This is a genomic window from Candidatus Babeliaceae bacterium (assembly GCA_041660765.1).
In the GTDB taxonomy this organism is placed as follows: Bacteria; Babelota; Babeliae; order Babelales; family Babelaceae; genus JBAZVR01.
Map to the genome: position 1 here is coordinate 1 of JBAZVR010000001.1, position 13,913 is coordinate 13,913.

The 13,913-nt window shown below is 38.2% G+C and carries 14 protein-coding genes; 5 read left to right on the top strand and 9 right to left on the bottom strand.

Going from position 1 to position 13,913, the window contains the following annotated elements; all coding sequences use genetic code 11:
* Positions 1 to 102: 102 nt before the first annotated feature.
* From WC707_00005 to WC707_00045, 9 genes are all read right to left on the bottom strand, one after another.
* Positions 103 to 636, bottom strand: coding sequence for a hypothetical protein (locus WC707_00005; protein ID MFA6065552.1), 534 nt, complete (start codon positions 634 to 636; stop codon positions 103 to 105).
* A gap of 78 nt (positions 637 to 714) precedes the next feature.
* Positions 715 to 1,116 carry a nucleoside-diphosphate kinase gene (gene ndk, locus WC707_00010; GenBank protein ID MFA6065553.1) on the bottom strand — a complete coding sequence of 134 codons (402 nt, stop codon included), beginning with the start codon at positions 1,114 to 1,116 and terminating at the stop codon, positions 715 to 717.
* On the bottom strand, positions 1,109 to 2,929 hold the full coding sequence (locus WC707_00015) for a 30S ribosomal protein S1 (GenBank protein MFA6065554.1): 1,821 nt from the start codon (positions 2,927 to 2,929) through the stop codon (positions 1,109 to 1,111). The genes ndk and WC707_00015 overlap by 8 nt, the downstream gene beginning before the upstream one ends.
* A 407-nt stretch (positions 2,930 to 3,336) precedes the next feature.
* Positions 3,337 to 3,687 (bottom strand): hypothetical protein, encoded by a 351-nt coding sequence (locus WC707_00020; GenBank protein ID MFA6065555.1) that lies wholly within the window; start codon positions 3,685 to 3,687, stop codon positions 3,337 to 3,339.
* A 270-nt stretch (positions 3,688 to 3,957) separates the two neighbouring features.
* A complete protein-coding gene (locus WC707_00025) occupies positions 3,958 to 4,341 on the bottom strand; it encodes a hypothetical protein (protein MFA6065556.1) in 384 nt (127 codons plus the stop codon).
* A 247-nt stretch (positions 4,342 to 4,588) separates the two neighbouring features.
* On the bottom strand, positions 4,589 to 5,467 hold the full coding sequence (locus tag WC707_00030) for a hypothetical protein (GenBank protein MFA6065557.1): 879 nt from the start codon (positions 5,465 to 5,467) through the stop codon (positions 4,589 to 4,591).
* Between the two features lie 336 nt (positions 5,468 to 5,803).
* A complete protein-coding gene (locus tag WC707_00035; protein MFA6065558.1) occupies positions 5,804 to 6,757 on the bottom strand; it encodes a hypothetical protein in 954 nt (317 codons plus the stop codon).
* Positions 6,758 to 6,776: 19 nt separating this feature from the next.
* On the bottom strand, positions 6,777 to 7,292 hold the full coding sequence (locus WC707_00040) for a hypothetical protein (GenBank protein MFA6065559.1): 516 nt from the start codon (positions 7,290 to 7,292) through the stop codon (positions 6,777 to 6,779).
* 846 nt (positions 7,293 to 8,138) lie between these two features.
* Positions 8,139 to 8,762: a hypothetical protein gene (locus WC707_00045; protein MFA6065560.1), complete on the bottom strand. Its 624-nt coding sequence runs from the start codon at positions 8,760 to 8,762 to the stop codon at positions 8,139 to 8,141.
* 396 nt (positions 8,763 to 9,158) lie between these two features.
* On the opposite strand from WC707_00045, the gene WC707_00050 reads away from it, so the two are divergent.
* The 5 genes from WC707_00050 (at position 9,159) to WC707_00070 (ending at position 13,894) form a co-directional block, all read left to right on the top strand.
* Positions 9,159 to 10,904, top strand: a complete 1,746-nt coding sequence (locus WC707_00050; protein MFA6065561.1) for a DEAD/DEAH box helicase — start codon at positions 9,159 to 9,161, stop codon at positions 10,902 to 10,904.
* Positions 10,905 to 11,040: 136 nt separating this feature from the next.
* A complete protein-coding gene (locus tag WC707_00055; protein ID MFA6065562.1) occupies positions 11,041 to 11,676 on the top strand; it encodes a hypothetical protein in 636 nt (211 codons plus the stop codon).
* Between the two features lie 142 nt (positions 11,677 to 11,818).
* The gene (locus tag WC707_00060) at positions 11,819 to 12,496 is read left to right on the top strand and encodes a hypothetical protein (GenBank protein ID MFA6065563.1); all 678 of its coding nucleotides are present in this window, start codon (positions 11,819 to 11,821) and stop codon (positions 12,494 to 12,496) included.
* 43 nt (positions 12,497 to 12,539) lie between these two features.
* A complete protein-coding gene (locus tag WC707_00065) occupies positions 12,540 to 13,157 on the top strand; it encodes a hypothetical protein (protein ID MFA6065564.1) in 618 nt (205 codons plus the stop codon).
* A 107-nt stretch (positions 13,158 to 13,264) separates the two neighbouring features.
* On the top strand, positions 13,265 to 13,894 hold the full coding sequence (locus tag WC707_00070; GenBank protein ID MFA6065565.1) for a hypothetical protein: 630 nt from the start codon (positions 13,265 to 13,267) through the stop codon (positions 13,892 to 13,894).
* Positions 13,895 to 13,913 lie beyond the last annotated feature (19 nt).

Sequence of the window (13,913 nt, forward strand, 5' to 3'; positions counted from 1 at the left end):
GAAAAAAATAGACCACCTTTATGAAAATACTTTTTTCGTGCTTGCTACGATTACAACGCGCGTTTTAAAACAAAAAGATCTTAAAATTATTATTGCGAGGACTTAATCATGAATTTCAAACAAGCTCGCCTTTTGTAAAAACCAATTAGGCAAAAATCCAAGAGGCAGCTCTACTATTTTTGCAACAGATGTAGATTCTTTTAACGAATCTAAATAATGTGCCGGGTGAACGCGTTCTAAATCTGGGCGAGAAACTTCTTGTGGTTCATGAAAGTGTCCTGTTGTACGCTGTAGTGCTTGCGTAATAATACGAGCCGCAACGCGATATTTATTGGCAGGAAACGGATGTAATTTTTCTAACCCATAAGCGGACATATTATATTTATCGCTGTATACAATGGGTAATTTGTCTTCTTCTGCAACTGGTGTAGCAATAATAGATGATTTTTTATAATTTTTGTAAAGTTTTATTCCGCCACCGACAAAAAAACTACATCCGAGTATGGTACATGTAATTTTTGCATTCCAGGTTAATGGATTTACATATGACCAATCAAAAGTTTTAATTGACGTCGGTGTGCTAAGAATTATTGCTATAGAAAGTAAAAATAATATTTTTTTATTGTGTGTATGCATGACGTGTATAATTCGTATTTTGCGAAAAAAAGACAGGAGGAGGGAAAGCCCCTCCTCCTGTCTAACTAATTATTTTGCTTATTCAGCAAAGAAAAATTTCAGTTCCTGCGCAGCGTTTTCTGCTGAATCAGAACCATGTGTAGCGTTTGAGCCGATGCTCGTGCCAAACATTTTTCTTATTGTTCCAACGGCAGCTTGTGCTGGATTGGTAGCGCCCATGAGGTCGCGCCATTCTTGTATAGCATTTTCTTTTTCTAATGCCATAACAATAACAGGTCCCGATATCATGTAATCCACCAATTCACCAAAGAATGATCGTTGGCTGTGCACAGCATAAAATTCTTCCGCTTGTGCACGAGTAAGATGCATTTTTTCCATGCGAGCAAGAGTAAATCCATTAAGTTCAATCAGTGAAATAATGTTACCACTATGCTTTGCAGTGACTGCATCTGGTTTGATAATAGCGCAGGTTTTATTCATTGTTGTCTTCGTCAGTGTAGTTACGAGCTGCAGCATGTCGTTCGAGTTCTAACTGGAACTGTGATTTTGCCTTAGGCCCCACTTGTTCAGTATGTTTTTCACGACGGCTTGGTTGCTTTTCAGCGCGTTGTTCTTTTTTATGTGATGGCTTATTTTCACGTTGTTCTGATTGTTGATCAGCTTTAAGGCTGAGACCAAGTTTGTGATCTTCTTGGCTTACCTTAATAACTCTAAATTGAGCGCGTTGGCCAACTTTTACGATATCTTCAACTTTGTTCACATTGTTTCCTGAAAGTTCAGAAATGTGAACAAGGCCTTCAATGCCGCTATCAAGTTTAACGAAAGCACCAAAATCAGTTATTTTGGAAATTTCACCGTCTACTAAAGATCCAACTGGGTATTTTTGTTCAATATTTTCCCATGGATTTTCAGTAAGTTGCTTGATGCCAAGTGATATTTTTTTCTTTTGCTTATTAATATCAGTAATGATCGCTTCTACTTCGTCACCCTTGTGATAAATATCTGCTGGATGCTTGATATGTTCTGTCCATGAAAGGTCAGAAATATGAACAAGGCCATCTACGCCGCGCATAAGCTGAACAAAGATACCAAAGTCGGTGATGTTACTAATCTTGCCTTTGATCTTTTGACCAACAACAAACTGATCGGTAATTTCTTCCCATGGATTTTTTTCAAGTTGCTTGATGCTGAGAGACATACGTCGATTTTCTTTATCAAGAGATACCACTAATGCTTCGATAGTGTCGCCAACTTTGTAATGTTTTGCAAGGTCGGTAATGCGATCAGTCCAGGATATTTCTGAAATATGGATAAGTCCTTCAACACCTTTTGCGACTTCAACGAATAAGCCGTAATCAGTAATGCTGGAGATGGTACCTTTAACGGTTGATCCAACTTGGACATCTTCAGGGAGGTGTTCCCATGGATTTCCAGCAAGTTGTTTGATACCCAATGAAATTTTTTCATTGTTTTTATCAAATGAAATAACTTTAACGGTAATCGTTTCACCAATTTTAAGAAGTTCGCTTGGGTGAGCAATTCTGCCCCATGTCATATCAGTGATATGGAGAAGTCCGTCTACGCCGCCGATGTCGATAAATACGCCATAGTTGGTGATATTCTTAACGGTACCTTGAATAACTTGTCCTGGTTGCAATGAATCAAGAATTTTCTTGCGAACTTCAGAGCGTTGTTCATTAAGGTATTTGCGACGTGATATAATAACGTTGCCACGTTTTTGATTAACTTTGATGATGTATGCAGTAATATACTGGTTTACAAACTGATCAAAATCATTAACGCGTTGTACGTCAACTTGGGATCCTGGTAAGAATGCAGGGATGCCGATATCAACGCTGAGACCACCTTTAACTTTATGAGTAACAAGGCCTTCTACTGGCTTGCCTTCATCATACAGTTTCATGATAGAATCCCATGCCTTGAGCGCTTTTGCCTTCTCATAGGAAAGAATTACGTTGCCGTCAAAATTTTCAAGTTCATCGATGATGACTTCAATTTCTGATTGCGGAGTTAATTTTTTAAGTTCATGTTCTGTAAATTCATACAGTGGAATCAGCCCGTCGGATTTGTAGCTGATGTCAACCAGGACGCCGTCGGCGCTTGTTGCGATAACAGTACCTTTGATAATACTGCCTGGTTTATACTTGTTAACGGTGCCATCGTATAACGAGGCAAGTTCTTGCTTTTGTTCTGGATTTAATCCAAACTCCGCATCATCCCATTGGGGCTGTGCAGCAGCAAATTGTTTCGGTTTTATAAACTCTTTTGACATTAAGATGCTCCTTTGAGCAGATATCAGGCTTTTTGTGTCTCAAAAAACCCGGTTTAATGGTTGAACATTATTTACTGATAATACATTTTAAAATAGCATATTTTATCTTGATTGCCAAATATAGTAGACCTTATGCGTAACTAAATTTGCTTGAAATAGTCTCTGGAAAAAATGTGCGCAAAAGTCGCTCGTGGTGAGTGATTTCGAAGAAAACGTATCGAACCATGCGACTTATTTTTATTTCGTCAGGACCCTTCGATACATCGATCCTATCGGATCGCCACTCAGGGCGAGCGAAATTATAAAACTTTCTTTTGCTTATTGTGCATAAGGTCTAGTCTTATGCGTAAGAAAAGGGGGACTTTCAAAGTCCCCCTTTTCTTGGTTGTAATCGTATGTTGTAATATTTACATTGTTCTGGCAAATCTAAAGGTTTTAAGTGCCACCATGCCGAAACCAAATGTGCTTAAAGCTCCAAATAGACCAAGAGTAGTGGTTGCTTTGTTGTTGCCTATTGTCGCTAATACTGTTTTATGTTCTTTGTATTCTTTTCTGAGATTATTAACTGATATAGCGGTAAGCGTTGCGCAAGGTAGTGCTGCAAGAGCTGATGTAAGGCTTATCCCTAAGATAGGTAATTTAACCGCAGCCTTTGCTGCCGCTTCTACTACGTCGCCAGCATTGAAAGGATCGAATTTTGCCAACGTTGTAGAAAATACAGCGCTTGATATGCATATATACATTAAAAATTTTTTCATGTTTTCTCCATTTGAATTTTACTAGTTATCTTAATATCTAATTTCAATTATACATGTTTTGTGTATTTTGTCAAAAATTTATGCCGATGTTCAGCTCCGCTCATCTCAGCCCGTCCAAGCATCCCCTCGCTCATCTCGAGTGAATTTCGAAGAAATTAGTATCGAGAGGTATACGTATTAACACAGTCAAAAAAAGAGAGAGGGGGTGTTTCGAAGCACCCCTCTCTCTTTAGCATAAGTTTATTGTTTATGTGCCAAACTGCTCTCTTATTATATTTTGCTAGCAAATTTATAGCTACCATAGGCTAATGCGCTAAATCCTATCGTGCCTAAAGCGCTGAAAATACCTAAAGCTGTTGTTGCTTTATTGTTGCGCACTGTTTTCATGAAGGTTGGGAATTTTGCGGCAGCTTCGTTTATAACGCGCTCTTTTTTATATTCGTCTACTAATTTTTTTGTTGATAATGCTGTCAATGTAAAGCAAGGGACGGCGCCGAATGCTGATACAACGCTTACTCCTAGAAAAGGCAGTACAAACGCACCTTTTGCTACAGCATTTACCACGCTTTTAGAATCGAAAGGATCGATGTTTCCTGCGGATATTGCCGAAAACGCACAACTTGCTGCGCATATATACATTAAAAACTTTTTCATGTTTTCTCCATTTGAATTTTACTAGTTATCTTAATATCTAATTTCAATTATACATGTTTTGTGTATTTTGTCAAAAATTTATGCCGATGTTCAGCTCCGCTCATCTCAGCCCGCCCAAGCATCCCCTCGCTCATCTCGAGTGAATTTCGAAGAAATTAGTATCGAGAGATATACGTATTAACACATTATAAAACAGGGGGGGGCTTTCAAAGCCCCCCCCTGTTTTATCAATTAGGAGAAATTGTTTTTATTTATCAGATATGAAAATTTCAGCATATTTCAGAATTACTGCTTTGAGTTCATTAAGAGTATTTGCTGCTTGTAGCTCTTTTGCTAATTCTACTTTCTCGTTTTTGAAGTTGAATAAACTTGTTCCCATGAGGCGAGACATGTATTTGTTTCCAACCCATTGTAGAACGCTATAATTTGGAGTATTGTAGCACTTATTGATCTCGGCGCAGGCCAACTTTATTGCCGCTCTTATTGTTGCATTAGGTGCAGCAGTGCCAATTTCCGTTGAATTTTCAATTGTGTTGAATACTGTCAAAAGGGCCGCATTTGTCTTAATTCTATTGTCATAATCCACATTATAGCTTGCAGCGAAGCAGTATAAGCGATATGTGCCATATAGTGCGATTATACCTGCTAACCATGGATATTCATATGCAAAATTTCGCGTATTTGTCAATGCATGTTGCATTATTGAATTTATCCTTTCCGTGTTTATCGTCATAATTGGGGCATCGGGTTGTCCACCAAGACGTGCTGCGGCTTTCTGTAATGCATGAGCTGTAACGCCAGTGTCAGGAAATATAGCGTAATTTAAGGTGCCATCAAGTACCCTTTTTACAGGGTCCAAGCCGTATTTAAGTGTATTTTCCGCTGCTTTTGCAGCGGCATCGACTGTCGCTTCTGTAACTTTAGCCGTAACTGTTTGCGCTACGGGGGTTATTGCGGTTTCAGCGACTTTTTCAACGGTAGCATTTGTTAATTTGCTTGCCCCTGCTTGAACTAGTGAATCGCGCCAATTTGATATAAAACCAGCTTTGATAATAGTTGGTTGAAACACGTTTACAGCAACACAGGTCGCTATAATTGCGAGTAATTGTTTTTGTCTTTTGTTCATAATAATATCTCCACCTTTATTAGTTACATTTATTTAGTTATTACTCTAAGAATATCATATATAGAGCCTTTGTCAATAAATATCAAATAGAATTAATTAATTGTTTCAATCTGTATAAAATACAGGTTAAAGGTGGGGTAATGGAGATGATGAGGGTATTGGGACTTTATAGAGAGAAGAAAAGGGGAAGTAGGGGGTAAGCGAAAATAAGCGTTTATAGGGCATATTTGACGGCAAAATAGGCCTAAATTAGACCCCTTTATAGCTTATAGCCTGGTTTTTATGTTAAAAGGGGGCCTAAAGAAGGCCCCCCGAAAATACGTTCTATTTAGGCTATTATTTATTAAAAATTGACGCAAAAGCCTTATTTAGTTGTTCTTGAGCGGTACATCTTTTTGTATTTTGAGCTGTGATTATGTTTATCGTAGTTCTTAAGTTGTTATCTTCTGTGCGATAATAGCTGTGCGTTTTTAATGCGCTATGTGTCACTCCGCCTAATATTCCGGATCCAATGAGCGCTAGTGAAATGCTTTTCGCATATATGCTCATAGTGGTGTCAGTCGTGTAATAATAGCTTGTCCCGAATGCTAAGCCCATGCCTACCAATGTTGTCCCTGGGCTTCTCAGCCAATTATTAAAAAAGCTTGATAGCGCTGATTTGCTTGTGTTCTTTTCATAGCGCGATTGCGCATTTTTTATAGTGATTTCTTCTGCTTGTTTATTTATATATATGAAATGACCCATTTTTGTATTAAATTTGCTCTTTATATCGCTGCGATCGGTTTCGCTTAAAGACGACCCTGTAGCAAATTGCTGCTTAAGTTTTTCAATTTGTTTGTCGGTTGGATTATAGCCGCTCATTTCTGCTATTGCTGCAATGATATTAGCTTTAACTTGAACATTATCATCACTAGGCGTCTTGATTGCTTCAAGCGGATTGTTAGTTTTGCTGCCATTTGTAGAATCTGAAGTTATTTCAGTTTTTTCTTCAAATTTGCTTTGTGAGAGCTCTTTGAAGCCAGGTCTATCCTTATTAAGATTATTTAGCCGATCCAACAACTGCGCCTTCCTATTTTCGTCAGTAATTTTATTGGTAGCAGGCTCTTTGTTTTCTTTTTCACGAAGTTGATTTGCCTGTCGTTCTTTGAGCGCTGTTAGCCATTCGGCAAAATTAGTATCCATAGTCTTCTTGTACTGTTCGTGTCTTTCTCTTCTTTCTCTTTCCATTGCATGGGTAGCGGTGGGGGGTAGTAATAGTAGTATTGTAAGAGTTAAAAATGTTCTTTTCATGAGAGATATTCCATTTGATTTACTTGGTTAGCGATGTTATAGCATCAATTTCAGCATCTATTTCTTTGAGTAATTGATCGTCTTCTGTTTGGGCTTTTTGTTGAGTTGCTTGGCGTTCGGCGTTTTTTATGCTTGTAAAAATGCTACTTGCGTGTGCAATGGTTGTTTTATGAGCTGCATGATCAAGAGGGTTGTTGTGACGATGAAAAAGCGGTTCTTGCGCTTGTTCGTTAAGCAGTTTTACATATGCTCTTCTGGCGCTACGCGTGTTTTCAGGTGTAAGTATATGGCTTATTGGCATGATTTTATTAAGCTCTTGATCGCATGTATCGAGTGCTGTACGTTGTTCTTTTTGTGTGCTGTGCAAAGAAACGTCATCTAAGGCATTTAAAAGTTCTTCCTTTGCCCGTTGTTCATATCGACCCTTTTGGGTTTTGCTGAATTTACCAAAGATTTCTCTGTTGCGGAGATCCATTGCGCACGCTGTTAGTACATGAAGTAATGCAATAATGGAAAAAAGTGTTTTCTTTGCCATCGTTAATCTTTCTGATTGTTTGGTTTTACAATTATTTTTTTTAAAAATAATAACTAATTTTACATATATAAAATTTATATTTTATTCTTAATTTGTCAATTTATATAAGCCAGTGATAGGCCCTTTGGGCCACGCTCGACTTCGCCAAGGCCACGGACGCACGGGTCGATGGGCGTGCAGGGTGAGAAAAGAAAGAAAAAAGAGAGAAATAGGGGTAGGTGTAAATCAGGGTTTATAGGGCCATATTTGACGGCAAATAGGGGGCTTTAAAGCCCCCCAAGCTATGTTTTTTAACTAAAATCGCTTATTTTTTATCGTTTGAAATGAAATCTACCAAAATTATCATTTATAAAGGCGATTCTTTTTCGGTTAAACGGATTGCGTTTGCAGATATCAATATAAGTACTATAGGTTGTATCGATGGCGTGGGTGAGAGTTAAGCTGGCGCCAATAAGAGTTGCAAAAGGGCAATAGGCTTGTGATTGTTGGTTTATCAGGTATTAAATTGCCATTTTTCGCGTCACAAAAAGCTACGGTAAAGTAGAAGATCGGGTTTTTTATTACACCTTTAAAAAATGTTTTGGTTGCTTGCCGGGGGTAAAAATGCCCGTTTTTTTGCTATTTATAGCTTTAGTTATTTCTTTTCTATCGTTATCGTCCAGAGGCGCGAAATCAATGTTTTCGTCGCTCTCTATAATACGTAGCCTTGGATTGTTACGTGGGATATCGCTTAACGCTGCAGCAATTCTTATATCGTGTGCAAAAATTATGACTTAATTTGCTTATTGCGTATAGGGCTTGTTGTCCAACCCATAGCGCAGGCCTAAATAATCGAAACCATAAAAACTATGCGATTTGTTGTGAGTTGTTTACCAGTTGAGCGGTGATACAATCTAATTCTTCAATAATTATTGTGCGTCTTTGAGGTAATTTGCTTAGCCAGGATGAAAAGTTATTATGTGCCTTGGTAGAATCCCTGGTTTTTTTTGTGGTTCTTAATATTTCACACAAAAATGCTATGCCAGCTATTTTTTTGAGTGGTATGAAGTTATACGGTTTGATTATGTAATGTGCTGTATAATATACTATGACCGACAACAAAAAGCTCTTATTTATAATATTTTTAAGCCAAATAGAGGCTGTGCTTGAGGTATTTAGCTTTGAGGTTTGCTGTTCTGGGCGAATAAGACGATCTTGCTCATTGGCTTTACTAAGGGCTTGTTTTCGATTGGCAATCGCATCTCTGATGTGTTGTTTTTCAAGTTCATTGAGAGCAAATTTGGTTGTGTCTAGGTTTTTTAATTTTTTTAGCATGATTGTGGCAGTATCAAGTCCGTGCGGATTAATACTCATTATGGTTTTTACAATAATATCACCGGCGGGCATTTTGTGACCTTGTTGGGCGGGTATTGTAGCTTGCATGACCCCATTAAGTATATTCAGAGTGAGTAATAATATTATTTTTTTCATAAAGGACCGTTTTTATTATTTTTTATAAATTTACTACTATTCTTAGTTTATATGAAGAAAAAAACATGTCAATTTGAAATTCGATGCAATTTTTAGGTTTATTGGGCTCCGTCTTGTGCGATGACGGGGAGAAAGAAAGTGAGATAGGTTTGGCGGTATACTTGACAAAAGAGCAAAAAAGATTAATATTGAGAATAATGTATATCCCTAATAGAATATACGTTTTAATCTCACTCGCATCTTTTCTTATGCGTCTATCTTAAAAGCAAGCAAGGCTTTCCGAGTGGCATTAAAAACTCGGCCTTTCCATACATCAAGATCTGTGTAAGCTCCGAAATTCATATAAGGGATATAGCAGTATTATCGTTTAACCCTTATTAATCAAGAGAAGATTATATGAAAATAACATTTAAAGATTTTAACATGATGCCTGAAATTTATCAGGTTATCGAAAAATTAGGCTTTACGGAGCCTACAGAAATTCAAAGTAAGGCAATACCAGCGTTATTGGCTGCTGACAAGGTTGATATCCATGGTCAAGCTCAAACGGGTACAGGTAAAACGCTTGCTTTCGGTCTTCCTTTGTTGCACCGAATTGAACGAGCAAATAGGTCTACTCAGGCATTAATAGTTGCTCCAACGCGTGAACTTGCTTTGCAAATTTGTGATAGCATGCGTCCTTTTGCGCAAGCGCTTGGCTTGGTTGTTGAGCCTGTGTACGGCGGCATGTCTATGGAAGAACAAATTAGAGCGTTAAAGCGCGGGGTTCATATTGTTATTGGTACTCCCGGCCGCTTGAATGATCATCTTCGTAGAAAAACTCTTTCCCTTAAAGATATTAAAACATTGGTTCTTGATGAAGCTGATATCATGCTTGATATGGGCTTTAAAGATGAAATCGATGAAATTATGCAATATGCTCCAACAACAAGAGAAATATGGCTTTTCTCTGCAACGGTTAAAGCTGGTATCAGCACGTTGATGAACGCGCACATGAAGAATCCTATTTCTGTCCGCGTGAGCAAAACTAATGTTGGAACGCCAACAACTAAGCAATATTTTTGCGTATTGCCTATGAAGCAACGTCTTAATGCATTATGTCGCTTTATAGAATGTTCCTCTGAGTTTTATGCCTTTATTTTCTGTCAAACCAAAATTTTAACCAGTGAAATTGCTGAGCAATTAGCACGTCGCGGTTATAATGTTGGTGCATTGCACGGCGATATGAGTCAAGCTCAAAGAAACTTGGTGATTAAAAAGTTTAAAAATAAAGAAATTACTATCCTTGTTGCAACTGACGTTGCTGCTCGTGGTATTGATATTGCGAATTTAAGTCACGTAGTTAACTTTTCTCTTCCAGAAGATCACGAAAGTTACGTTCACCGTGTAGGTAGAACGGGTCGTGCTGGTAAAGAAGGTATCGCTATTACTTTTGTTGGTAAAAGTGAAACACGTTTTATCCAAATGATTCAACGCAAGTTCAATATTCAAATTTCACCATTAGAAGTTCCGTCACGTGATGCGATTATTAAAGGTCGCGTTGCTCAAGCGGCTCAATATCTTGTGCACATTAATGAACAAAGTGTAACCAATGCTCCTCATGCTGCTATTAAAGATATGCTTGATAGTTACTCAGAAGCAGAATTGCGCACAGCATTAATGTATATTCTGCATGAAAAGTTTTTGAGTTCTATTTTGAAAGAAGAAGAAATTTCATTCTCTCCTGCTCGTGCAACATCTTCTGAATTTGAAAAAACAGTTCAAGAATGCGTGTTGTCGGTTGGTGCTGATGATGGTTTAACTTCTACCGAAATTACACAATATTTAACAGAAACTGGTCTTATCACAGAAGAACTCATACAAAAAATACGCATTATTAAGCGTCGTACTTTTGTAGAAGTGCCCGTAGGTTGTGCATCTGCATTGCTTGACGCATTACGCAACACTTCACTTGCAGGACGCAATACGCGCTTTGCATTTGTTGAAGAAGATGAAAATCAGCAGCAGCGCCGTAATAGTGGTGGTGGTGATTTTAATAATCGCCGTCGTTCTTCTGGCGGATCTAATAATAGACGTTATGGCGGCTATTCAGAAACCCGCAATAGTGGTGGTTATGAACGTTCCGACCGTCGCCGCTATTAATTGATTATTAGTATAAGTATTATTTTACAAGGCTCGTGTGAAAACACGGGCCTTTTTTATATACAAATATGTTGCACATGTTAAAATAAAAAAATTGATGTGGAATTTTATAAAATAATGTAACAAGGGTATTTTTATGAAACATGATGCCTTTAAAATAGCACTTATTGCATGTGTAATAACGGCGCCATCTGCATGGTGTATGAATAAAGTCGTAGAGCCGTTGCCGAATGCCATGACGTCGCTGTATAAAACGATATGTCCTGCCATAGGTAATGTGAGAAAATTTAATAGGGTAATGGGAGATTGCCGCGCAGACATTGGTTTGTTGTCTAAGCAAGATCAAGGTACGTTGTTTTCTCATCTTAACGGGCAAATTAACGAGCAGCGTCGACCATGTAAAAAAAATCTAGATGATTGGAATGGATCAAGAGGAGATAAATGTAGATCAGATTGGTGGTTTATTCGGAGCGTTACATCTGATTTGAATTGGCGTGGACTTGGTATAGGAAGCGCCGCAACTGTTTTTGGAGGTGTTTTTACAAATCTGGCAATAGTCGCAATATTAAATAATTATTCTGTGAACGCTATGGAAAATACTGCTTTTTTGTGCGGGTTTGCAATTTTTGGATACGGCATTTATAAAACGGCGCGTTCATTTGGACATAGCAAGGTGCTTCAAGCGCAGGTTGCGCCATATGACGAGTGTAATGATACTGTGTGGCGATTTAAGCGAGACATGGAAGTTGCTTCTGATTTATCTCATTCGTAAATCCACCGCTATTAATTGATTATGAGTATAAGTATTATTTTACAAGGCTCGTGTGAAAACACGGGCCTTTTTTATATACAAATATATTGCACATGTTAAACTTGTGCGAATGTTAATTTGTTTTTTTATTAGGATTATGCGCATGAAAAATAGTACATATACGTTGTTTTACTCTGTCATTCTTTGTGCAACTATCAATTCCGCATACGGGATGCAAGTTGAAAAAAAAATAGATCCAAAAAAATCTGAAAAACATATCAAAGCGCTTCTCGGTAAACGTCATGACAAAACAGCGTTTATGCTATTTCATGAGAAAAATAAAGAACAAATAGATGAGAAGTTGTTTAAGAACGCATTGTTCGAGAAGCATAAAGAAGATGCAGAAAAATATGTGAATTTTAAAAATGATGCTATCGATGATGGCGATGGTGTATATCAACATATGAACGGCAAGGGCTTTTTGGGAGGGCTTTCTTTGTTTGGCGCAAGTGCTTTAGGTTCCTGGTTTACAGGAAGATTTTTTGCACGACATGTAGGAAAACTTGCAACTGATTTTTTGGATACGAGTAGCTCATTTGTATTTACTCGGCACGATGTAACTGTGCTTGCAGCTGGACTCGGCGTATTCTTATGTTCATGGGCTGGTTATCGCGGCGTAAAGCGTGCTTATTATAGCTATGATTATACTAATACTTTAAAGCAAGAACTTTCGTGCGTAACTGATATAAGAAAAGGTCTTCAACATATTGACGATTCGTATCCAATAGGGGAACCATTCAGTATCTTGACTTTAGAGATCGTTAACAGTTTGAATCATTAAATTAAATTAAAGAATATGTTTAACTTTTATGAAGGGTTTTTTTATGAAAAACAATGTTGTTTTTATGACTGTAGTGCTTTGTGCAGGTTTATCAGTCTCGCCGTTGCAGTGTGGTAAGGTTAATTATGATAATATAAATAACGAGCTTCGTTGTGCGATAGGCAATCAAGGTGCATTTAAGGATGTATACCACCGCTATGAACATTCTATTACGAATGATTCGGCGAATATTCCTGTGAAGGAATTAGTTGGAAAGCATATCAAGGAGCAGATGGAAATTCGCAACAAAGAAGCTCAGGCTTGGGATGCGGTTAAAAAAGATCGTGAGGATAGTAACTTTTTTAAAAGAGCTACCGCTGATGTTAAGTGGCGGAAGCTTGGTGCAGGTTTTAGTGAAGCTGTAGTAGCCGGATTCTTTACTCTTGTATTTGCTAAATTGGGCATGAAGATGCAAGATCCCGTGCAGTCTGGTTGTGCGGGTTTATTTGCCGCAGTGTCTGCTTTTTTTGTATATCATGGTGCGGGAAAAACGGTTGATGCTGTGCATCACTCGGAGCATTTTAAAGGCTTAGTGGCGGTACTTCAGGATCATAACAAAGTTCTTGGAGGCGTTACTCATGACGACGAAAAAACTTATGACGGCGAAAAATCCCGCGATTGAGATAAAGTACTATAAAATATGTAGGTGATTTTTAAAATAGGGGGCTTGCCAAGAGCAGGCCTCTATTTATTTATTTATGTTTATAATCCCCGAGTTAAAGAGATTGTATGAAAAGCAAGATTATCGCAGTAGCGGTGTTTTTGTGTTTAGCTGCTGCATCGCTGCAGTCTGGTATTCAGGATTATCAAAATATATATGAGAGGCTTGTGGGTGTTATAGGCAATCATACAGCATTTGCCGCGATGTACGAAAAAAGAAGACATGCTATTGAAAATGACCCGAGGCCGCGATGCATATCAGTTCTCTTGTATGATGCTATGGATCAGCGTTCAAACCGTGCCAAAGAAAAATTAGAAGAGTGGCAAAAGAGGGTTGCAGATGTTCGTGAGCAGGGTAACTCTTTTCAGAAAGCTACCGCTGATTTTGAATGGTTGCGGCTTGGTGCTGCTTGTGCAACAATTACAGCCAGTTTAGGGCTTGTTGCCTTTTGTGCCAGCAATGTGCAAGATCGCACTCTACTTTGGTGCATGGGTTTATTGATACCAGGAGCCACTTTTTTTATATGTGATGCCTTGGATAGAATAGCTAGTGCCATGAATTATGAACGCTATCTTTATGAGGAATGGCGTAAAACTTTCGGATCTTACAGCGTTTTGCGCGCTGAGTTTGTAGCGCGTGAGATGTATTATGATAGATATGGCCATATAAGAGCGAAGGCAGAAAATGTGCGACGGTGAGAGTCGCGGGGATAGTATT

Bases quoted from the DNA above. Each gene is read 5' to 3' on its own strand.
- WC707_00005 (MFA6065552.1), bottom strand. From the start codon at position 636: ATGCATACACACAATAAAAAAATATTATTTTTACTTTCTATAGCAATA.
- ndk (MFA6065553.1), bottom strand. From the start codon at position 1,116: ATGAATAAAACCTGCGCTATTATCAAACCAGATGCAGTCACTGCAAAG.
- WC707_00015 (MFA6065554.1), bottom strand. From the start codon at position 2,929: ATGTCAAAAGAGTTTATAAAACCGAAACAATTTGCTGCTGCACAGCCC.
- WC707_00020 (MFA6065555.1), bottom strand. From the start codon at position 3,687: ATGAAAAAATTTTTAATGTATATATGCATATCAAGCGCTGTATTTTCT.
- WC707_00025 (MFA6065556.1), bottom strand. From the start codon at position 4,341: ATGAAAAAGTTTTTAATGTATATATGCGCAGCAAGTTGTGCGTTTTCG.
- WC707_00030 (MFA6065557.1), bottom strand. From the start codon at position 5,467: ATGAACAAAAGACAAAAACAATTACTCGCAATTATAGCGACCTGTGTT.
- WC707_00035 (MFA6065558.1), bottom strand. From the start codon at position 6,757: ATGAAAAGAACATTTTTAACTCTTACAATACTACTATTACTACCCCCC.
- WC707_00040 (MFA6065559.1), bottom strand. From the start codon at position 7,292: ATGGCAAAGAAAACACTTTTTTCCATTATTGCATTACTTCATGTACTA.
- WC707_00045 (MFA6065560.1), bottom strand. From the start codon at position 8,762: ATGAAAAAAATAATATTATTACTCACTCTGAATATACTTAATGGGGTC.
- WC707_00050 (MFA6065561.1), top strand. From the start codon at position 9,159: ATGAAAATAACATTTAAAGATTTTAACATGATGCCTGAAATTTATCAG.
- WC707_00055 (MFA6065562.1), top strand. From the start codon at position 11,041: ATGAAACATGATGCCTTTAAAATAGCACTTATTGCATGTGTAATAACG.
- WC707_00060 (MFA6065563.1), top strand. From the start codon at position 11,819: ATGAAAAATAGTACATATACGTTGTTTTACTCTGTCATTCTTTGTGCA.
- WC707_00065 (MFA6065564.1), top strand. From the start codon at position 12,540: ATGAAAAACAATGTTGTTTTTATGACTGTAGTGCTTTGTGCAGGTTTA.
- WC707_00070 (MFA6065565.1), top strand. From the start codon at position 13,265: ATGAAAAGCAAGATTATCGCAGTAGCGGTGTTTTTGTGTTTAGCTGCT.